This is a genomic window from Sulfitobacter sp. BSw21498, assembly GCF_006064855.1.
In the GTDB taxonomy this organism is placed as follows: Bacteria; Pseudomonadota; Alphaproteobacteria; order Rhodobacterales; family Rhodobacteraceae; genus Sulfitobacter.
In genome coordinates, this window is record NZ_CP040753.1 from 136,999 (window position 1) to 154,469 (window position 17,471).

21 protein-coding genes are annotated in these 17,471 nt (G+C 58.5%); 10 read left to right on the forward strand and 11 right to left on the reverse strand.

The annotated features are described in order from the left end of the window. Nucleotides 1–53: 53 nt before the first annotated feature. Both E5180_RS00780 and E5180_RS00785 read right to left on the reverse strand, forming a co-directional pair. On the reverse strand, nucleotides 54–926 hold the full coding sequence (locus E5180_RS00780) for a TIGR01459 family HAD-type hydrolase (protein ID WP_138922725.1): 873 nt from the start codon (nucleotides 924–926) through the stop codon (nucleotides 54–56). 101 nt (nucleotides 927–1,027) lie between these two features. Continuing rightward, complete coding sequence (locus tag E5180_RS00785; RefSeq protein WP_138922726.1) at nucleotides 1,028–1,600, reverse strand: TetR/AcrR family transcriptional regulator; 573 nt, start codon at nucleotides 1,598–1,600, stop codon at nucleotides 1,028–1,030. 99 nt (nucleotides 1,601–1,699) lie between these two features. Between E5180_RS00785 and E5180_RS00790 the strand changes: the two genes are divergently transcribed. Continuing rightward, on the forward strand, nucleotides 1,700–2,266 hold the full coding sequence (locus tag E5180_RS00790) for a carboxymuconolactone decarboxylase family protein (protein WP_009825196.1): 567 nt from the start codon (nucleotides 1,700–1,702) through the stop codon (nucleotides 2,264–2,266). A gap of 107 nt (nucleotides 2,267–2,373) precedes the next feature. Here the strand turns inward: E5180_RS00790 and E5180_RS00795 are convergent, their stop codons facing one another. Beyond that, complete coding sequence (locus tag E5180_RS00795; protein WP_138922727.1) at nucleotides 2,374–3,294, reverse strand: manganese-dependent inorganic pyrophosphatase; 921 nt, start codon at nucleotides 3,292–3,294, stop codon at nucleotides 2,374–2,376. 133 nt (nucleotides 3,295–3,427) lie between these two features. Here E5180_RS00795 and E5180_RS00800 point away from each other — a divergent pair, with 133 nt between their 5' ends. The 4 genes from E5180_RS00800 (at nucleotide 3,428) to E5180_RS00815 (ending at nucleotide 7,253) form a co-directional block, all read left to right on the forward strand. Continuing rightward, a complete protein-coding gene (locus E5180_RS00800; protein WP_138922728.1) occupies nucleotides 3,428–4,108 on the forward strand; it encodes a DUF2161 domain-containing phosphodiesterase in 681 nt (226 codons plus the stop codon). A gap of 177 nt (nucleotides 4,109–4,285) precedes the next feature. Continuing rightward, nucleotides 4,286–4,573 carry a co-chaperone GroES gene (locus E5180_RS00805; RefSeq protein WP_138922729.1) on the forward strand — a complete coding sequence of 96 codons (288 nt, stop codon included), beginning with the start codon at nucleotides 4,286–4,288 and terminating at the stop codon, nucleotides 4,571–4,573. A gap of 74 nt (nucleotides 4,574–4,647) precedes the next feature. After that, nucleotides 4,648–6,294 (forward strand): chaperonin GroEL, encoded by a 1,647-nt coding sequence (gene groL / locus E5180_RS00810; RefSeq protein ID WP_138922730.1) that lies wholly within the window; start codon nucleotides 4,648–4,650, stop codon nucleotides 6,292–6,294. 110 nt (nucleotides 6,295–6,404) lie between these two features. Further along, a complete protein-coding gene (locus tag E5180_RS00815; protein WP_138922731.1) occupies nucleotides 6,405–7,253 on the forward strand; it encodes a DMT family transporter in 849 nt (282 codons plus the stop codon). Here the strand turns inward: E5180_RS00815 and E5180_RS00820 are convergent. Further along, the gene (locus tag E5180_RS00820) at nucleotides 7,219–7,695 is read right to left on the reverse strand and encodes an NUDIX domain-containing protein (protein WP_138922732.1); all 477 of its coding nucleotides are present in this window, start codon (nucleotides 7,693–7,695) and stop codon (nucleotides 7,219–7,221) included. The genes E5180_RS00815 and E5180_RS00820 overlap by 35 nt on opposite strands. Before the next feature lie 49 nt (nucleotides 7,696–7,744). Between E5180_RS00820 and E5180_RS00825 the strand changes: the two genes are divergently transcribed. Beyond that, the gene (locus E5180_RS00825; protein WP_138922733.1) at nucleotides 7,745–8,554 is read left to right on the forward strand and encodes an esterase/lipase family protein; all 810 of its coding nucleotides are present in this window, start codon (nucleotides 7,745–7,747) and stop codon (nucleotides 8,552–8,554) included. Next, nucleotides 8,541–9,683: an alpha-D-ribose 1-methylphosphonate 5-triphosphate diphosphatase gene (locus E5180_RS00830; protein ID WP_138922734.1), complete on the forward strand. Its 1,143-nt coding sequence runs from the start codon at nucleotides 8,541–8,543 to the stop codon at nucleotides 9,681–9,683. The genes E5180_RS00825 and E5180_RS00830 overlap by 14 nt, the downstream gene beginning before the upstream one ends. A gap of 8 nt (nucleotides 9,684–9,691) precedes the next feature. On the opposite strand, the gene E5180_RS00835 is transcribed toward E5180_RS00830, so the two are convergent. The 3 genes from E5180_RS00835 to E5180_RS00845 all read right to left on the reverse strand — a co-directional run bounded on the left by E5180_RS00835 (nucleotide 9,692) and on the right by E5180_RS00845 (nucleotide 11,552). After that, complete coding sequence (locus E5180_RS00835; RefSeq protein ID WP_138922735.1) at nucleotides 9,692–10,765, reverse strand: 5-(carboxyamino)imidazole ribonucleotide synthase; 1,074 nt, start codon at nucleotides 10,763–10,765, stop codon at nucleotides 9,692–9,694. Further along, complete coding sequence (gene purE, locus E5180_RS00840) at nucleotides 10,758–11,246, reverse strand: 5-(carboxyamino)imidazole ribonucleotide mutase (RefSeq protein WP_171048879.1); 489 nt, start codon at nucleotides 11,244–11,246, stop codon at nucleotides 10,758–10,760. The genes E5180_RS00835 and purE overlap by 8 nt, the downstream gene beginning before the upstream one ends. A gap of 81 nt (nucleotides 11,247–11,327) precedes the next feature. Beyond that, complete coding sequence (locus E5180_RS00845) at nucleotides 11,328–11,552, reverse strand: YdcH family protein (protein ID WP_138922736.1); 225 nt, start codon at nucleotides 11,550–11,552, stop codon at nucleotides 11,328–11,330. Nucleotides 11,553–11,713: 161 nt separating this feature from the next. Here E5180_RS00845 and E5180_RS00850 point away from each other — a divergent pair, with 161 nt between their 5' ends. Both E5180_RS00850 and E5180_RS00855 read left to right on the forward strand, forming a co-directional pair. Beyond that, a complete protein-coding gene (locus E5180_RS00850) occupies nucleotides 11,714–12,130 on the forward strand; it encodes an Hsp20 family protein (protein ID WP_093731913.1) in 417 nt (138 codons plus the stop codon). Between the two features lies 1 nt (nucleotide 12,131). Then, nucleotides 12,132–12,350 (forward strand): DUF1150 family protein, encoded by a 219-nt coding sequence (locus E5180_RS00855; protein ID WP_009825186.1) that lies wholly within the window; start codon nucleotides 12,132–12,134, stop codon nucleotides 12,348–12,350. 130 nt (nucleotides 12,351–12,480) lie between these two features. Here E5180_RS00855 and E5180_RS00860 read toward each other — a convergent pair whose 3' ends face one another. Further along, complete coding sequence (locus tag E5180_RS00860; RefSeq protein ID WP_138922737.1) at nucleotides 12,481–14,193, reverse strand: bifunctional sulfate adenylyltransferase/adenylylsulfate kinase; 1,713 nt, start codon at nucleotides 14,191–14,193, stop codon at nucleotides 12,481–12,483. Between the two features lie 167 nt (nucleotides 14,194–14,360). Then, nucleotides 14,361–15,365 (reverse strand): thioredoxin-disulfide reductase, encoded by a 1,005-nt coding sequence (trxB, locus tag E5180_RS00865; protein WP_093731915.1) that lies wholly within the window; start codon nucleotides 15,363–15,365, stop codon nucleotides 14,361–14,363. A gap of 219 nt (nucleotides 15,366–15,584) precedes the next feature. Between trxB and E5180_RS00870 the strand changes: the two genes are divergently transcribed. Further along, nucleotides 15,585–16,085: an Lrp/AsnC family transcriptional regulator gene (locus E5180_RS00870; protein ID WP_138922738.1), complete on the forward strand. Its 501-nt coding sequence runs from the start codon at nucleotides 15,585–15,587 to the stop codon at nucleotides 16,083–16,085. 36 nt (nucleotides 16,086–16,121) lie between these two features. Here the strand turns inward: E5180_RS00870 and E5180_RS00875 are convergent, their stop codons facing one another. Both E5180_RS00875 and E5180_RS15660 read right to left on the reverse strand, forming a co-directional pair. After that, nucleotides 16,122–16,874: a Hint domain-containing protein gene (locus E5180_RS00875; RefSeq protein WP_138922739.1), complete on the reverse strand. Its 753-nt coding sequence runs from the start codon at nucleotides 16,872–16,874 to the stop codon at nucleotides 16,122–16,124. A 197-nt stretch (nucleotides 16,875–17,071) separates the two neighbouring features. Further along, complete coding sequence (locus tag E5180_RS15660) at nucleotides 17,072–17,215, reverse strand: hypothetical protein (RefSeq protein ID WP_171048880.1); 144 nt, start codon at nucleotides 17,213–17,215, stop codon at nucleotides 17,072–17,074. Between the last annotated feature and the right edge of the window lie 256 nt (nucleotides 17,216–17,471).

Below are 17,471 nucleotides of genomic sequence, written 5' to 3' on the forward strand. Positions count from 1 at the left end.
GTGGTGTGAAACTTAATTACTTTGCAGGCGCAGAAACGCAAGGAAAAAGTGGGTCAGCGTAGGTGCCCAATCGTGTAAGTCGGGGCCGATGTTTCCTTTTCCAGATAGCGGGTCAGCGCATCGGGATCGGGTTGGGTTTCGGTTTCCGTTTCCCGCGCGGCAAGCCCGCCGGAGATGAAAAGCGAATCGATATCTTCGCCCATGGCTCCTTTGATGTCGGTATGAATACCGTCACCGATTGCCAGAATGCCACTGTCAGAGATGTCTTTGTCCAACGCATAAAGCTTGCGGCGGGCCAGATCATAGATCGGTGGGTGCGGCTTGCCGAAATACAGGCTTTCACCGCCCATTTCGGTATAAAGCGCCGCCACAGCCCCCGCGCACCATTCGCGCACATCGCCACGGTCCACCACGATATCAGGGTTCGCGCACAGCAGCTTGAGCCCCTTTTGCTTGGCATAAAGCAGTTGCGGGCGCAGCACAGAGGGGTCTTCGGACGGGTCGAAGGGACCGGTGCACACGATGCCTTCGGCGTCCTCCAGCGCGACACGCTGGATGTCGGCGGGGGCGTCGAGCACATCGCTAGGATCAAAGAAATGTTTGTCGCTGGGCGGGCCAAGGTGCCAGACCTGTGTACCCACCATGCCGCTATACATCGCCGTGCGCGCAGAGTCGCCCGAGGTGGCAATGTCGTCCCATGCGTCGTCCGGTACGCCAAAATGCGCCAGTTGTTTGATCACGCCGTCGCGGGGGCGGGGGGAGTTTGTGACGAGTACCACCTTGCCCCCGCCGTTGCGGTAGGCTTGCAGTGCGGTCACCGCGTCTGGCAGCGCCTTGACGCCGTCATGGACACAGCCCCAAAGGTCGACGAATAACGCGTCATAGCGGTCAGAGATTTCGAAAAGGTTACTGATAATTTGGGTCATGAGCCGCTTTCCAATCTGCAAGAGCTTTGCACCGCAGAAAGCACACATCCCCCCGCGGGGCAACTGGGCAGCGAAATACGCAAACACACCCGCGCCAAATGTCAGAGCCGCGCCAGTCCGTCCGCGATTTCACCTGCGATGGCTGCCGCATCCACGCCCTCACGTTCCGCAGAAACGCGCAACCCCAACACGTCAGACTGATAGCGCCGCGCCAGACTGCGCGGGTTGTGACCGGCGCTGATATCGCCCGCGGCTTGGGCTTGGGCAAACAGCTCCGCGAACATCTGCTCCATCTTTAGCAAGTGCGTGTTTGCCTTCTGCGCCAGCGGATGACGGTGGGCCTGAAGTTCCAGCAGAGTCTTCGACAACATGCAGGCCTTGGCGGGGGCGGTGTCGTTTGAAATGACCATACATGGGAATTTTTGCAGCGCGGGGAGGGGCCCTTCGTTGCGGGCAAGCGTCTTCATCCGCTCTGTCCCGTCGGCGGCGTATCTATCCAGTGCAAGCTCGAACAACGCGTCCTTAGACCCGAAGGCGGCGTAAAAACTGCCCGGCTTCATCTGCAGGCTCGCTTCCAGATCCTTAAGCGAGGTGCCAGCCCAACCGCGCTGCCAGAACAGATCGCGGGCGCGTTCGATAAGATCGTCACGGTCATAGTTGGGCTTGCGGGGCATGGGATCACCTTTTCTTGAATGATTGCTCAATTATATACTTGAGTGATCGCTCAATAAACCCTAAATGTACCTCAGCGAAACATTTACAGGAGCTTTTCCATGTCCTTCCCGTCCCACGATCTTGATACCGCCCCCGAAGCCTCCAAGCCGTTGCTTGAGCAGTCGCAGAAAGCCTTTGGCCGTTTGCCCGGTCTGCACAAGGTTCTGGCCGAGAGCCCGCAGGCCTATGAAGGCTATCAGGTGCTGCACAAATTGTTCACCGAAACCGATTTCGACGCAGAAGAGCTGACGGTTGTCTGGCAGGCGATCAACGTTGAAAACGAATGCCACTACTGTGTGCCCGCACACACCGGTATTGCCAAAATGATGAAGGTATCGGACGAAATTTCCGATGCTCTGCGCAACGAAACCGCGCTGCCGACACCCAAGCTGGAGGCACTGCGTACATTCACCGTTCAGATGTTCCGCCAGCGTGGCAACGTCTCTGACGATCAGATGAAAGCGTTCTTTGACGCGGGCTATGGCCACCGTGCCGTGCTGGATGTGATCCTTGGGATGGCGCAGAAAACCATGTCCAACTACGTGAACCACGTCGCACAAACGCCCGTCGACGACGTGTTCAAGCCGCTGGCATGGGAGCGTGGCGACACGCCTTTGAAGGTATAAGTCTCTACGCTACGGCGTAGGGCTGAAATGACAAAAGGCCCCCTGAGTTTCAGGGGGCCTTTTTTGCGTCTGTGACCCCTTGGCGGGGGATGGCGATTTAGGTCAGATTAAACTTTGATGTTCGGAATAATCTGCTTTTTGCGGCTCATCACGCCGGGTAGAACAACGCTATCACCGGTAACCGTTGCGCCAAAGCTTTTCTCGGCTACGGACTTGGTAAATTCGTTGGGGATCAGCATGGTGGCTTCTTCGTTCAGGATGTCGACAACGAACAGCAGCACCTGATCGGCACCGTCTTCTGTGGCAACGCCGGGCATCGCAGCCATCAGCGCATCCTTGCGGTTCAGCACCGTGGCAGGCGACGTGGTTTCCAGAACAGAGACGCGGAATTTCTTGCCGTCGACTTCGTATTCCTTGCTGTCCATCCGCAGCAGTTCCGCTTCGGAGAAAGAGGACACGTCGGATTTGGCAGCAAACATCTGTGCCGCATATGCGGGAATGTCGACGCCCAGATCTTTGGCCAGCGCGTGGGCGATGGCGGTGTCTTCTTGCGTGGTGGTCGGGCTGCGGAATTCCAGCGTGTCGGACAGGATGCAGGTCAGCATCGCGCCTTTGATGTTCTCGGGCATCTGCGCCATGTCATCACCGATCATTTTGTACATGATCGTCGCCGTGCAGGCGAGCGTTTCCATCACGATGTTGACGGGGCCTTTGGTTTCAAGCCCGCCTACCAGACGGTGGTGGTCGATGATCGCGGTGATGTTCGCGTCATTGATGCTGGCAGGCAGTTCCGCAGGGTTGTTGGTGTCAACGATCACGACGGGCTGGTCGGCTTGCACGTCGTCAATGATCTGTGGCTTGTCCAGTTTCCAGTGGTCCAACATGAACAGCGCTTCGGTGTTGGGTTCGCCCAGCAGGGCGGGGGAGGCGGCGACGCCTTTGATTTCGTTCAGGTACCATGCCCAGATGATCGGGCTGCCGGTGCTATCGGTGTCGGGGGATTTATGGCCAAAAACAAGCGTTGTCATAGGGGATATCCTGCAGTGGGAGAGTGTTGATTTGCGCGCCTTATATGGCTGGTTGTAGCACTTGTCACCACCTGCCTGATACGCGCAGCTTTGGGGTTCTCAGCGGCGGGGCAAAGCTGGTAGCACTGCGTTTATGACAAAACCGCGCGAAACCGACCTTTACCCGCCGATCAAATCCTTTCTGGAGGATCAGGGTTATGTCGTTAAATCCGAGGTGGGCGCGGCGGATGTCGTGGCCGTACGGGGGGCAGAGCCGCCGGTGGTGGTAGAACTGAAGCTCGGCTTTAGCCTGACGCTGTTTCATCAATGTATCGCGCGCCTGTCCGTCAGTGATGACGTCTATCTGGCTGTCGCGCGTCAGCCCGGTAAACGGTTTGCGAAGGCGACAAAGGACAACACGGCGCTGGCGCGGCGTTTGGGGTTAGGGCTGATCACCGTGCGGCTGAACGACGGGTTGGTCGAAGTGCACTGCGATCCGGGGCCTTATGCGCCGCGCAAGAACGCGAAACAGCAGGCACGGCTGCTACGCGAATTCGCGCGCCGGCAGGGCGACCCGAATGACGGGGGGCAAACGCGGGCAGGGCTGGTCACCGCCTACCGCCAAGATGCGCTGAAGCTCGCGATGTATCTGTTCGAGGCAGGGGCCAGCAAGGGCGCGCATGTCGCCCGCGAAGCCGGGGTTCAGCGGGCAACCGCCATGATGCGCGACAATCATTATGGGTGGTTTGAAAAGATCGAGACAGGCGTATACGGCCTGACCCCAACAGGTGCCGACGCCGTTTCAGCTGCAGGCCGTGTGTTGGGCGCTGACTAGCGTTGCTTTGCAAGGCGCGGGTTGCTTAAAATTTTTCAAATTACCGTGGTTGACTAGTGTCGATGACGCGCTTAGCTATCCCTCGTTAGCACTCGGCGGGCCTGAGTGCTAATAGCCAGATCCCTCGACCGGAGGGACGGCTTGGGAGAATAACTTTGAGCCTTAAGGAGCTGAAAGATGGCATTAAAACCGCTACACGACCGCGTGTTGGTGCGTCGCACCGAAAGCGAAGAAAAAACCAAGGGTGGCTTGATCATCCCTGATTCCGCAAAAGAAAAGCCCGCCGAGGGCGAAATCGTTGCTTGTGGCGAAGGCGCACGCAAGGACAGCGGTGAGTTGATCGAAATGGCTGTAAAAGTCGGTGACAAAGTATTGTTCGGCAAGTGGTCCGGTACAGAAGTCACGCTCGACGACGAAGAGCTTCTGATGATGAAAGAAAGCGACATCATGGGGATCTTGTCCTGATTTCAGGACAGACGGGGCCATGCGCCCCACCCACGACACGCTGACATCAAAACAAGAATTTAGGAGAAGACACTATGTCTGCTAAGGACGTAAAATTCGGGACCGACGCCCGAAACAAGATGCTTAAGGGTGTGAACATCCTTGCTGATGCCGTCAAAGTCACACTGGGCCCCAAAGGCCGCAACGTTGTGCTCGACAAATCCTTTGGCGCACCACGCATCACCAAAGACGGTGTATCCGTAGCCAAAGAGATCGAACTGGAAGACAAGTTCGAAAACATGGGCGCACAGATGGTTAAGGAAGTTGCTTCCCGGACCAACGACGAAGCGGGTGACGGTACAACAACCGCAACCGTTCTGGCCCAAGCCATCGTTAAAGAAGGCATGAAATCGGTTGCCGCTGGCATGAACCCGATGGACCTGAAGCGCGGCATCGATTTGGCCACGTTGAAAGTCGTCGAAGCGATTAAAGCAGCGGCGCGCCCTGTCAACGACAGCGACGAAGTGGCCCAAGTCGGCACCATCTCTGCAAACGGCGAGAAAGAAATCGGCCGTCAGATCGCAGACGCGATGCAGAAAGTCGGCAACGAAGGTGTGATCACCGTCGAAGAAAACAAAGGTCTGGAAACAGAAACCGATGTTGTTGAAGGCATGCAGTTCGACCGCGGTTACCTGTCCCCTTACTTCGTCACCAACTCCGACAAAATGACTGTCGAACTGGAAGACGCGATCATCCTGCTGCACGAGAAAAAACTCTCCTCGCTGCAGCCAATGGTTCCCCTGCTGGAGCAAGTGATCCAGTCGCAAAAACCACTGCTGATCATCTCAGAAGATGTTGAAGGCGAAGCGCTGGCAACTTTGGTTGTTAACAAACTGCGCGGCGGCCTGAAAATCGCAGCGGTCAAAGCACCTGGTTTCGGCGATCGCCGCAAAGCCATGCTGCAAGACCTTGCCATCCTGACAGGCGGTCAAGTGATCTCCGAAGATCTGGGCATGAAGCTTGAGTCCGTGACCATGGACATGCTGGGTTCTGCCAAGAAAGTCACCATCACCAAAGATCTCACAACGATCATTGATGGCGCTGGCGAGAAGGCCGAGATCGAAGCACGCGTTGCTCAGATCCGTAACCAGATCGAAGAAACCACATCCGACTACGACAAAGAAAAACTGCAAGAACGCGTTGCCAAACTGGCAGGCGGTGTTGCTGTTATCCGCGTCGGCGGCATGTCCGAAGTTGAAGTAAAAGAGCGCAAAGACCGCGTTGACGATGCCCTGAACGCGACACGTGCCGCTGTTCAAGAAGGTATCGTTGTTGGTGGTGGTGTTGCACTGGTTCAAGCGGGCAAAAAGCTCGAAGGACTGACAGGCGACAACGCAGACCAAAACGTTGGTATCAGCATCGTTCGCAAAGCGCTCGAAGCGCCTCTGCGTCAGATTGCTGAAAACGCTGGTGTTGACGGTTCCGTAGTGGCCGGCAAAATCCGCGAAAGCGACGACCTGAAGTTCGGCTTTAACGCTCAGACCGAAGAATATGGCGACATGTTCAAGTTTGGTGTTATCGACCCTGCCAAAGTTGTGCGTACAGCTCTGCAAGACGCGGCATCCGTTGCCGGTCTGCTGATCACAACCGAAGCCATGGTTGCCGACAAACCGTCGAAAGACGGCGGTGCAGGCGGCATGCCCGATATGGGTGGCATGGGCGGCATGGGCGGCATGATGTAAATCACGCTGCGGGGGCGTTCACGCCCTTGTGCTAGCAGAATTAAGGGGCGCATCACCAGATGCGCCCCTTTTTCGTGGTGCGTCGTGCAACGGTAGCCTAAGCAAACGCCATGCGTATTCTTTCCCTCACCGCCCTTGTGATGGTCGCCTTTGCGGCCAATTCCATTCTGACCCGTTTTGCCATTGCAGGGGGGCATATAGACCCCACTGGTTTTGCCGTCGTGCGGGTGCTGTCCGGCGCGGTGCTGCTTGCCATGCTGGTGCTGATACGCGGCGGGCGGGTGCCGCTGATACGACGTCAGCAGGGGCTTGGGGCGATCACGCTTGCGATCTATATCATCGGCTTTTCCCTCGCCTATCTCACGCTGGACGCAGGGCTGGGTGCGCTGATCCTTTTCGGCGTGGTGCAAATCGCCATGTTCACCCATGGCGCGCTGTTCGGCGTGACCCCGACACCGCGCAAGTTGCTGGGGGCTGCGGTGGCCTTTGCAGGATTGGTGCTGGTGCTCTGGCCATCTCAAGAAGTTTCAGTCGATCCGCTGGGTGCAGCCCTGATGATCGCGGCGGGGCTAGGGTGGGCGGCCTACACGATCATCGGCAGGGGCGCATCCGACCCGCTGGCAGGTAGCGCGGGTAACTTTGTGATGTGCACCCCGCTGGTTGCGGTGCTGCTGCTTGTGCAGCCAACCTTCTACACACCCGCAGGGATTGCGCTTGGCGTGGTGTGCGGGGCGGTGACCTCTGGGCTGGGATACGCGCTGTGGTATGCTGTGTTGCCAAAGCTGGCGCAGGCGACGGCGGCGGTGGTGCAACTGTCGGTGCCCGTGATCGCGATCATTGCCGGCGCTTTGATCTTGGGCGAACCGCTCGGGGCAAAGGTTGTTGTCGCCACCGCATTGGTGCTTGGTGGGATCGCGCTGGCGGTCAGCGCACGATCGGCTCCAACGGGTCGTAAGTGATCGGATCGCTGTCAAATGCGACCTTTGCGAGACTGTCCGGCTTGACCCGAAGGGCGTGCATGTCGTCATGCGTAACCCAGCGGCGGTCGGTCACGATTTTTTCGGCATCCTGCCACGCGGGGTCCACACCAGCAGAGCCGATCACCGTGCAGCGAAAGTAGATATCCACTTGGTGAAAGTCGCCAGCAGGATCGTGAAATTCATTGACCATACAGGGAGTCCCCACATGGATGCGCAGGCCGGTTTCTTCATAGACTTCGCGGATCAGATTATCGGGGAGAGAACTGCCTTTTTCTACCCCGCCGCCCGGCGCACACATGAGGTCGCTTTTCCCGTCAGGATAGGCGTTGACCAGCAGCAACCGCCCGTCATGGACCAACACGGCCCGTACCGCCAAACGCGGGCTAGTTTCCGCCATCTTACCCTCAATCTTGCGCCGCATGCGTCAAAGTATTTCACATGCGGCGTTTTCAGTCTATTTGACCCTAGCTATGAAAACACTGGTCACAATCACTTTCTCGCTCGCTGTGCTGTCGGGCATGGCGCAGGCGCAGTCAACGCTTTCTACGGCGGGTGAGGGGCGTTGCGTGGTGCTCTTGCACGGGCTCGCCCGAACAGAAACGTCATTCGCTTTGATGGAAGCCGCGCTGGAAACCGAAGGCTACACCGTCGTGCGCCCCGGCTACCCGTCAACCACTGCCCCCGTCGAAGAGCTGACCCGCCGCACCTTGCCCGATGCGGTTGCTGCCTGCGGTACGGCATCGGTCGATTTCGTGACCCATTCCATGGGCGGCATCCTCTTGCGGCAGTGGGTGGCCGAAACGGGCGATGCCCGCGTTGGCCGTGTGGTCATGCTGGCCCCGCCCAACCATGGCAGCGAAGTTGTGGACACGCTCGGCGATCTGGCGGCATTCGACTGGATGAACGGTCCGGCAGGGGCGCAGATGGGCACAGGCGACAATTCGCTCCCGCTGCGCCTGCCGCCCGTCACCTTTGATCTGGGCGTGATCGCGGGGACGCAATCGCTGAACCCCTATTTCTCGTCGCTGCTGCCGGGGCGGGATGATGGCAAGGTGTCGGTGCAATCCGCGCGGGTCGACGGCATGCGGGATTTTCTGATGCTGCCGGTCACGCATACTTTCATGATGATGAACCCCACGGTGATCGCCCAGACGATGACCTATCTGGACAAGGGCAAATTCGACCGGTCGCTGGGGTTCGTGGACGCCGTGCTCGATTCATTTGGATGCCCCGACGGGGCTTGCCTGCCGGGACAAGAGGCTGACGATGCTGAACGTTGAATTTACCGGCGCACAGGTCTTGGGTGCGCAAACGCTAGAGGCCCGTCCGCTGGCTGTTTCCGAAGGGCGCATCACCGAAACCCCGCAACCCGCCAGCGTCGATCTGCGCGGCTATATCATCATGCCGGGAATCGTAGACGTACACGGTGACGGGTTCGAACGGCATCTGGCCCCCCGTCGCGGTGCGATGAAAACCATGCATGAAGGGCTGGTCGCAGCCGAGGCAGAACTGGCGGCCAACGGGATCACCACCGCCGTTCTTGCGCAATTCATCAGCTGGGAAGGCGGCTTGCGCGGATATGAGTTTGCCGATCAAGTGTTCGGCGCGATCCAAAGTGTATCTGATACGCTGGTGACCGATCTACGCGGACAACTTCGGCTAGAAACGCATCTACTGGACCTTTTCGCCGATCTACCCGAGCGTATGGCCGATTGGGGACTGTCCTATATCGTGTTCAACGACCATCTGCCTCACGACAGGTTGGCGAAAGGGCAGGTCCCCAAACGTATGGTCGGCCAAGCGCTCAAGGCGGGGCGTAACCCCGATGACCACCTGCGAATGATGCAGGATTTACATGCCCAAAGCGCGGACGTGCCCGGTGCGCTGGACTGGCTGTGCAAAGTTTTGGCAGGGCGTGGCATCCAGATGGGCAGCCACGATGACACTACCGCCGACGGCCGCGCAGTCTGGCGCAAACGCGGGGTTCGCGTCGCCGAGTTCCCCGAAACACTGGAGGCTGCGGAAGCCGCAGCGGCGGGCGGGGATCACGTCGTGCTGGGGTCGCCCAACGTGGTGCGCGGCGGATCACATAACGGCAATGTCTCGGCGGTGGATTTGATCACGATGGGCGTAGGCGCGGCCCTGGCGTCCGACTATCACTACCCCTCGCCACGACGTGCGGCGTTCATGCTGGCCGACAGCGGTGTGTTGTCTTTGGCGCAGGCATGGCATCTGGTCTCTGGCGGTCCCGCGGCGGTGCTGGGGCTGTCGGATCGCGGTGAAATCGCCACAGGCAAACGCGCCGATCTACTGGTGTTGGATGCGCAAACACGCCGCGTCGCCATGACCATGGCGGGCGGGCGCGTGAGCTATATGACCGGTGATATCGCGGCGCGGTTTGTCAGGTAAGTTCTGGGTCAGCTTGGCCGTTTGACAATGTTCACATGGCCCATCTTCCGCCCCGGTTTAACATCCGCCTTACCGTAAAGATGCAGCGCCGTTTCGCGCTGTTTGGCCAGCTCGGGCACGCGGTCCATGTCATCGCCAATCAGGTTCTCCATCACCACATCGGCATAGCGACTGCCATCGCCCAACGGCCATCCGGCCACGGCACGGATATGCTGTTCAAACTGGTCCACCGCACAGCCGTTCTGCGTCCAGTGGCCCGAGTTATGGACCCGTGGCGCGATCTCGTTCACGATGAAACCCTGTCGCGTGACGAAAAGTTCGACCCCAAGAACACCGACATAATCGAGCGCATTCAGTATCTTGGCGGCAAGAAGTACCGCGTCCATGCGCTGCGCTGCGGTCAGGCGGGCAGGGACCGTGGTGGTGTGCAGGATGCCGTCGCGGTGCACATTCTCACCGGGATCGAAACAGGCCACCTCGCCCGAGGGGCTGCGCGCGGCAATGACCGACACTTCGGCGGTGAAGTTCACGAACCCTTCGAGCACGGCGGGATTACCCGCCATATCTGCCAACGCACCCGCCGCATCATCCGTGCTGCGCAGACGCGACTGGCCCTTGCCGTCATAGCCAAATCGGCGGGTCTTCAGAATCGACGGCGCGCCGATGGTCGTCATCGCAGCATCCAGATCGGCCGCATTGGCGATATCGGCAAAGGGGGCAACGGTCAGCCCCAAGCCTTCAAGGAACTGCTTTTCAACCAAACGGTCCTGACTGGTCCGCAGGGCCTCGCGGTTGGGACGGATGGGGGTAATATTTTCAATCACGTCCAGCGCGTCAGTTGGGATGTTCTCGAACTCGAACGTGACAATATCAACCGATTTGGCAAAGGCGGTCAGCGCGTCGACATCATCATATCCGGCGGTGGTCAGCGCATGGGCGACATCGCCCGCAGGCGGGTTGGCACCGGGTTCAAAGATATGAGTGCGAAACCCGAGACGCGCCGCTGCAACGGCAAGCATACGGCCCAATTGTCCGCCGCCCAAAATCCCGATGGTCGCGCCTGTTTGCAATGCTTCAGTCATTCGACGGCTCCTCTGGGATGGACGCGCTCAGCGCATCGCGCCAGGCATCAAGACGGGCGGCAAGTGCGGGGTCCTGCAGCGCCAGAATACCCGCCGCCATCAGCGCGGCGTTGGCGGCACCGGCCGCACCGATTGCCATGGTCGCGACCGGAAAACCGCGCGGCATCTGTACAATCGAATAAAGCGAATCGACGCCCGACAGCGCCTTTGTCTGGACCGGAACGCCGATCACGGGCACGCGGGTCTTGGACGCCATCATGCCGGGCAAATGCGCCGCACCGCCTGCACCAGCGATGATGACCTGCAGGCCACGATCAGCGGCAGTCTTGCCATAGCTCCACAACCGGTCAGGCGTGCGATGTGCCGATACGATCTTGGTCTCGTAAACGATGCCAAGTTCATCCAGCAGCGTCGCTGCCTCGCGCATGGTTGCCCAATCGGACTGCGAGCCCATGATGATGCCGACAGGTGGATTTTCCATGAAAAGGGCCTTTGCTAGAGCGTATAAGAAGCGCGCACTATAGCCATGATCGCCCGCGTGGCAATCCGCTGGCGGGCGCTGTCATGCGGTAATATCGGGGGTCAGCCGGTCTTCGATCTGCGCAATCAGGTCTTTCATCCGCAGCTTGCGTTTTTTCAGCCTCTGCAGCGTCAGTTGATCCCCGGTGCCTTTGTCGATCAGCGCGTGAATGGCGTCGTCCAAATCGCGATGCTCGCGGCGGAAAACCTCAAGCTCGACACGCAGGACATCGTCATTCTTCATCGACAGATCGGAGGGAGGATTCATAAGGCTGGCTGATTCTTGCTATATCTAGGCTTGTGAATATAGGCGTTTGCAAATCAAAGGCATAGCCCTTGCGTCCTGCCCCCTTGCCCCCCATATTTGAAACAGGTCGCCGATTGCGGGGCCAGATGACTGACTGTCGCTTATCCTAAAGGACGTGTCTTATGACCAAATTAACGCTGGCTTCATACCCGCATATGCTGGGTTTTGAACAGTTGGAACGGGTGATGGAACGTACGGCAAAGGCCGGAAACGAAGGCTATCCACCGTTCAATATCGAACAAACTTCCGATTATAGTTATCGCATCACGCTTGCGGTTGCAGGTTTTGCGGAACAAGATCTGTCGATAACCGTTGAGGATAGACAGCTTGTGATCCGTGGCCGGCAGGTCGACGCGCAAGACGAGCGTATCTTTCTGCACCGCGGTATTGCGGCGCGACAGTTCCAGCGGTCTTTCGTGCTGGCAGATGGCGTAGACGTCGGTGAAGCGCTGATTGAGAATGGTCTGCTTCATGTAGATCTGACCCGCGCCAAACCCGAAAAGGTCGTTCAGACCATCAAGATCAGAAAAGGGGAATAAAATGCATAACGAAGAAACGCATGTCCAAGATCGCACCGTCTACGTCAAGATGATCGCTGTGTCCGACCTTCCCCTAGAGGTGCGCGAGCAGGCGGAAGGGCTGAAACAGCTTTACGCCGTGCATGACGCCGAAGGGCAGCAGCTGGCGCTGGTCGGTGACCGCAAGCTTGCGTTTAGCCTTGCGCGCGATCACGACTATGCGCCCGTGATGGTGCATTAAGCAGTAACAGTTAAATTTTGACGAAAAGGGTCGCGAGTTCGCGGCCTTTTTTGTGCGCAAAGTTCACCGGCACCAACGAAAAAGGCCAGCCCGTCGAGGCTGGCCTTTGTAGGATCGGTGCGACGAAGGTTTACCCCTTGATCAGCCCCATGCTTTCCAGCTTGAGCAGCACCTGATGCGCGCAGTTGTCGACGTCGACATTTTCTGTCTCGACGCGCAGCTCGGGGTCGGCAGGGACGTCATAGGGGTCTGAAATCCCTGTGAATTCCTTGATCTTGCCTTCGCGGGCCAGCTTGTACAGACCCTTGCGGTCGCGGCGTTCGCATTCCTCGATGGAGGTGGCGACATGCACCTCGACGAAGGCACCAAAGCTTTCCACGTCTTCGCGCACGGCGCGGCGGGTGGTGGCGTAAGGCGCAATGGGCGCGCAGATGGCGATGCCGCCGTTCTTGGTGATCTCGGACGCGACATAGCCGATGCGGCGGATGTTCAGATCGCGGTGTTCTTTGCTAAAGCCCAGTTCCGACGACAGGTTCTTACGGACGATATCACCATCCAGCAGCGTGACGGGACGGCCGCCCATCTCCATCAGTTTGACCATCAAAGCGTTGGCGATCGTCGATTTCCCCGAACCGGAGAAGCCGGTGAAGAAGACCGTAAAGCCCTGCTTGTTGCGCGGGGGCTTGGTGCGGCGCAGCTCTTCGACCACCTCGGGGAAGGAGAACCACTCGGGGATTTCCAGCCCTTCCTGCAGACGGCGGCGCAGCTCTGTGCCCGAGATGTTGAGGATGGTGATGTCATCCTTGTCATCGATCTCGTCAATCGCCTCGTATTGCGCGCGCTCGGCCACCCAAACCATATGTTTGAAGTCGACCATTTCAATGCCCATTTCTTCCTCATGGGTACGGAACAGGTCCTGAGCGTCATAGGCACCATAGAAATCGTCACCGGCAGAGTTCTTGCCGGGGCCCGCGTGGTCGCGGCCCACGATGAAATGGGTGCAGCCGTGGTTCTTGCGGATCAGACCGTGCCACACGGCCTCGCGCGGGCCGGCCATGCGCATCGCAAGGTTCAGAAGGCTCATCGCAGTAGTGGCGGCAGGGTATTTGTTCAACACTGCCTCGTAGCAGCGCACGCGGGTAAAGTGGTCTACATCGCCGGGCTTGGTCAGGCCGACAACGGGGTGGATCAACAGGTTCGCCTGTGCTTCGCGTGCGGCGCGGAAGGTCAGTTCCTGGTGGGCACGGTGCAGGGGGTTGCGGGTCTGGAAGGCCACAACCTTGCGCCAGCCCATCTTGCGGAAATAGGTGCGCAGCTCGTTCGGCGTGTCGCGACGCGCCTTGAAATCATAGTGTACCGGCTGCTGGATGCCGGTCACGGGACCGCCCAGATAGACGCTGCCCGCGGTGTTGTGCAGATAGTTCACCGCCGGATGCGCGCTATCGTCCGCGCCAAACACGTTCTCTGCCTCGCGGGCCTTATTCGGGACCCAACGGTCGGTGACGGTCATCACCGCCAAGATCACGCCTTCCTGATCGCGCAGCGCGATGTCCTGCCCAAGCTCGAGCCCTTCAGCGAATTTTTCCGACACATCAAGGTTGATCGGCATCGGCCAAAGCGACCCGTCCGCCAGACGCATGTTTTCGACAACACCGTCATAGTCTTCTTCGGTCAAGAAACCCTTAAGAGGGTTAAAGCCACCGTTCATCAGCAGCTCTAGATCGCAGATCTGGCGCGGCGTCAGGTCATGGCTGACTAGATCGCCAGCTTCCACCTTCAGCTTTTGCGCCGAATCGTAAGAGACATAAAGTTCAGGGATCGGAGCAAGGTTGGGCGTTTGCATGGGCGTCTCGCAATATTTTGGGTTCAAATTCGGATATTCGGGCTGATAGACCGCCCAGCTTAGGCTAGGCAACCTTTGCCGCCGGTTTATGGCGAATTACGGACAGTGACGTGTTTTTTGCTGGGAAAAGCCAATCTTATCCCAGCAAATGCCATTCAGGGCGAACGTTATGCGTCGTCTTTTACCTCGGCCCCATAGCCAAGCGGCAGAGATGTGTCCTTGCCGGAGTCGTCGCCGACCTCTGCGAGGAATCGTTCAGCCTCGAGCGCGGCCATGCAGCCCATGCCAGCGCTGGTCACAGCCTGACGGTATTTATGGTCGGTCAGATCGCCAGCGGCGAAAACGCCCGGCACAGAGGTTTCAGTGCTGTCAGGCTTGGTGACGACATAGCCGCCCATATGCGTTTCCAGCGTATCCTTGACCAATTCGTTCGCGGGCGCGTGGCCGATGGCGACGAACACACCTTTACAGGGGATGTCGGTAATCTCGCCAGTTTCCACATGTTTGACCTTCACACCTTCAACGCCAAGCGGCGCGTCGGTGCCATAGACTTCGTCCAGCTGGTGGAACCACAGCGGTTCGATCTTGGGGTTTTTCATCAGACGGTCGATCAGGATCTTCTCGGCGCGCAACTCGTCGCGACGGTGGATCAGCGTGACCTTGGACGCAAAGTTGGTCAGGAACAGCGCTTCTTCTACGGCGGTGTTACCGCCGCCGATAACCACAATTTCCTGATTGCGATAGAAAAAGCCGTCACAGGTGGCACAGGCCGAAACGCCAAAGCCTTTAAACTTCTCTTCGGTTTCCAGTCCCAGCCATTTCGCACGCGCACCCGTCGCAAGGATCACCGCATCGGCAACATAGGTTGTGCCGCTGTCGCCTTTGGCGTGGAAGGGGCGGCTGGACAGGTCCAGATCGGTGATGATATCGCCGATGATTTCGGTTCCCATCGCCTTGGCGTGGTCCTGCATGCGGATCATCAGGTCAGGGCCTTGAACCTCGCTGTCACCGGGCCAGTTTTCGACCTCGGTTGTGGTGGTCAACTGCCCGCCCGGTTCGATGCCTTGCACAAGGATCGGGTTCAACATTGCGCGGCTGGCATAAACGCCCGCAGTGTATCCCGCAGGGCCGGAGCCGATGATCAAGAGCTTGGTTTCGCGTGTTTCGGCCATGATAAAGAACCCCAGGGTATATAATATGTTGCGTTCCAACCGATATAGACGCCGCTCGTGTTGCCTTAAACCCCAAGTTTGCATATCCGCCATGCAAAGATCACCGTCATCGAAAATGCGGTTGATTTTTGCTTGAATTCAGAACATTGCGCACCGGCGAAAGATTATTGCGTCCAACGTTGTTGGTGCTATAACAATTGAAAATCCTATGGGGGTATTATGGCAGGGACGCGGCTTGATCCGATTGATCGGAAAATTTTAGCCGAATTGCAGGCAGATGGACGCATGACCAACGTCGAGTTGGCGAAACGCGTCGGCATCTCTGCACCGCCGTGCTTGCGTCGGGTCCGAACCCTCGAGGAAAGCGGCTATATCCGAGGCTATCATGCCAACGTAAATGCGCGCGAACTCGGGTTCGAGGTACAGGTGTTTGCGATGGTCGGACTGGCCAGCCAGGCTGAAACTGATCTAACCGCTTTTGAGGAAAAATGCCGCAACTGGCCGCTTGTCCGCGAATGCCATATGTTGAACGGCGAGGTGGATTTCCTGCTGAAATGCGTTGCACCGGACCTGTCTAGCTTTCAGAGCTTTCTAACGGGCCAACTGCTGACCACCCCAAATGTCGAAAGCGTCAAGACCAGCCTTGTGATCCGGCCGGCCAAGGACGAACCGGGTGTGCCCTTTGATGTGCTGGAAAGCCGTCTGAAAAACGCGCCCTAAGGCGTTTCGCCCAAGATAGAACGCCCAACTTCGGCCTTACGCCCGCGGGTAACACAGCGGGCCAAAACCCGTTGCCGCGCCGATATGTGGAAACATCGACAGAAATGCATCGCGTTGATGCAGCGGCAGGGCCGCGATCGTGGCGGGGCCGGGGTGGAATGTTTCCATCTCGAGGCCGCTCACGCTGATGGCTGCATGGCGCGCCAAACCCAGATGATACAGCCGGACGGGGGTGGGGGGCTGGATCTCGATGATATTTACGCCGTCCACGAGATCGCGCATCAGGGTAAAGACTTTGTGTCCTGTTGCCGCGCCGCGCAAGTTTTGTGGCGTGTGTAGAATGCGTGCGGCAGGACCGAAGGTCAGGAAACTGGACGGACGTGACAGCCCCAGACTATCCGCCATCACCCGCACCCAAGGGGTGCGATGACCAGTATCGGCGGGAACAAATTTGCTTGATCCGATCCACAGCAGGGGGGCCTCGGTTCCGTCGGCGCGTACGATCCGGTCGCCGGGGCATAGGTCTTCGACAGGGGTTTCGCCTTGGGGCGTACGGATCAATGTGCCGCGGGCAAAAGCCGAAAACGGTTCTTCGAACAGCGGGGTTGCAGGGGCGTAGCCTTCGGTGACAATGACAGTTCCGTCCGGTCGCAATGCCGCGATTTCATAGGCCCGGGTGCGGCCACCCGATCGCGCACGGGCATCGCGCAGAACCGAACGAGAGGCCGTCTGCGAATACGGCGTGTGTGTATTGGAGGGGATGAAATCAGGGGCAGTGTGTAATGTCATGATATGGCCTCTAGATGATCGATTCCATGTTTCTCACCCCCGCTGAAGCATGTGCGATCCAGATGAATGGGCGCGTGGCACCCTGCGCGTAAGGCGTGTGGCCAGACCAGTGGGTGCGCCGCCTAGGTCGACAGAAAAGGCTGTCGCGCCGGTCGAGCCGCTGCAGGGCGCGATACGTCTTGCCAGCCCTGTGAAGCTCAGGCGGCCTTTTGGTGCGATTGCGTGGCAGCGCGCTTTGCGATGAAAGCAGCGCGGCGTGTGCCACGGGACCAAGGCAGGGCGACGCCTTCTTTGTTGGAAGCGTCGATAACCGATTTGATGAAGCGTGCGTTGGTTTTCATGCTCTGTATCCTACTGTCTATGGGCAGTGCCCGTTCGTTAGGATCAATATGCAAATGATTTTGGGCATGGATGGGGCGTTTAAGGAAAAAAAGCCGAAAATTTGTAGCGGATTTGAGCAGCTTTGCGACACGCGGCTGAAAACGCTGCGGGCCCTTAAAATTAGGACCTCAGGTAGAAAAATGGCGTGGTCTGGCGTGGGGACAAGCCGTTTGTGCGGCGAAAATTGGGCAGGTGTTTGTCACATTGCCGCCCAAT

Coding starts and splice junctions, on each gene's coding strand:
- E5180_RS00780 (WP_138922725.1), bottom strand. CDS start 926: ATGACCCAAATTATCAGTAACCTTTTCGAAATCTCTGACCGCTATGAC.
- E5180_RS00785 (WP_138922726.1), bottom strand. CDS start 1,600: ATGCCCCGCAAGCCCAACTATGACCGTGACGATCTTATCGAACGCGCC.
- E5180_RS00790 (WP_009825196.1), top strand. CDS start 1,700: ATGTCCTTCCCGTCCCACGATCTTGATACCGCCCCCGAAGCCTCCAAG.
- E5180_RS00795 (WP_138922727.1), bottom strand. CDS start 3,294: ATGACAACGCTTGTTTTTGGCCATAAATCCCCCGACACCGATAGCACC.
- E5180_RS00800 (WP_138922728.1), top strand. CDS start 3,428: ATGACAAAACCGCGCGAAACCGACCTTTACCCGCCGATCAAATCCTTT.
- E5180_RS00805 (WP_138922729.1), top strand. CDS start 4,286: ATGGCATTAAAACCGCTACACGACCGCGTGTTGGTGCGTCGCACCGAA.
- groL (WP_138922730.1), top strand. CDS start 4,648: ATGTCTGCTAAGGACGTAAAATTCGGGACCGACGCCCGAAACAAGATG.
- E5180_RS00815 (WP_138922731.1), top strand. CDS start 6,405: ATGCGTATTCTTTCCCTCACCGCCCTTGTGATGGTCGCCTTTGCGGCC.
- E5180_RS00820 (WP_138922732.1), bottom strand. CDS start 7,695: ATGCGGCGCAAGATTGAGGGTAAGATGGCGGAAACTAGCCCGCGTTTG.
- E5180_RS00825 (WP_138922733.1), top strand. CDS start 7,745: ATGAAAACACTGGTCACAATCACTTTCTCGCTCGCTGTGCTGTCGGGC.
- E5180_RS00830 (WP_138922734.1), top strand. CDS start 8,541: ATGCTGAACGTTGAATTTACCGGCGCACAGGTCTTGGGTGCGCAAACG.
- E5180_RS00835 (WP_138922735.1), bottom strand. CDS start 10,765: ATGACTGAAGCATTGCAAACAGGCGCGACCATCGGGATTTTGGGCGGC.
- purE (WP_171048879.1), bottom strand. CDS start 11,246: ATGGAAAATCCACCTGTCGGCATCATCATGGGCTCGCAGTCCGATTGG.
- E5180_RS00845 (WP_138922736.1), bottom strand. CDS start 11,552: ATGAATCCTCCCTCCGATCTGTCGATGAAGAATGACGATGTCCTGCGT.
- E5180_RS00850 (WP_093731913.1), top strand. CDS start 11,714: ATGACCAAATTAACGCTGGCTTCATACCCGCATATGCTGGGTTTTGAA.
- E5180_RS00855 (WP_009825186.1), top strand. CDS start 12,132: ATGCATAACGAAGAAACGCATGTCCAAGATCGCACCGTCTACGTCAAG.
- E5180_RS00860 (WP_138922737.1), bottom strand. CDS start 14,193: ATGCAAACGCCCAACCTTGCTCCGATCCCTGAACTTTATGTCTCTTAC.
- trxB (WP_093731915.1), bottom strand. CDS start 15,365: ATGGCCGAAACACGCGAAACCAAGCTCTTGATCATCGGCTCCGGCCCT.
- E5180_RS00870 (WP_138922738.1), top strand. CDS start 15,585: ATGGCAGGGACGCGGCTTGATCCGATTGATCGGAAAATTTTAGCCGAA.
- E5180_RS00875 (WP_138922739.1), bottom strand. CDS start 16,874: ATGACATTACACACTGCCCCTGATTTCATCCCCTCCAATACACACACG.
- E5180_RS15660 (WP_171048880.1), bottom strand. CDS start 17,215: ATGAAAACCAACGCACGCTTCATCAAATCGGTTATCGACGCTTCCAAC.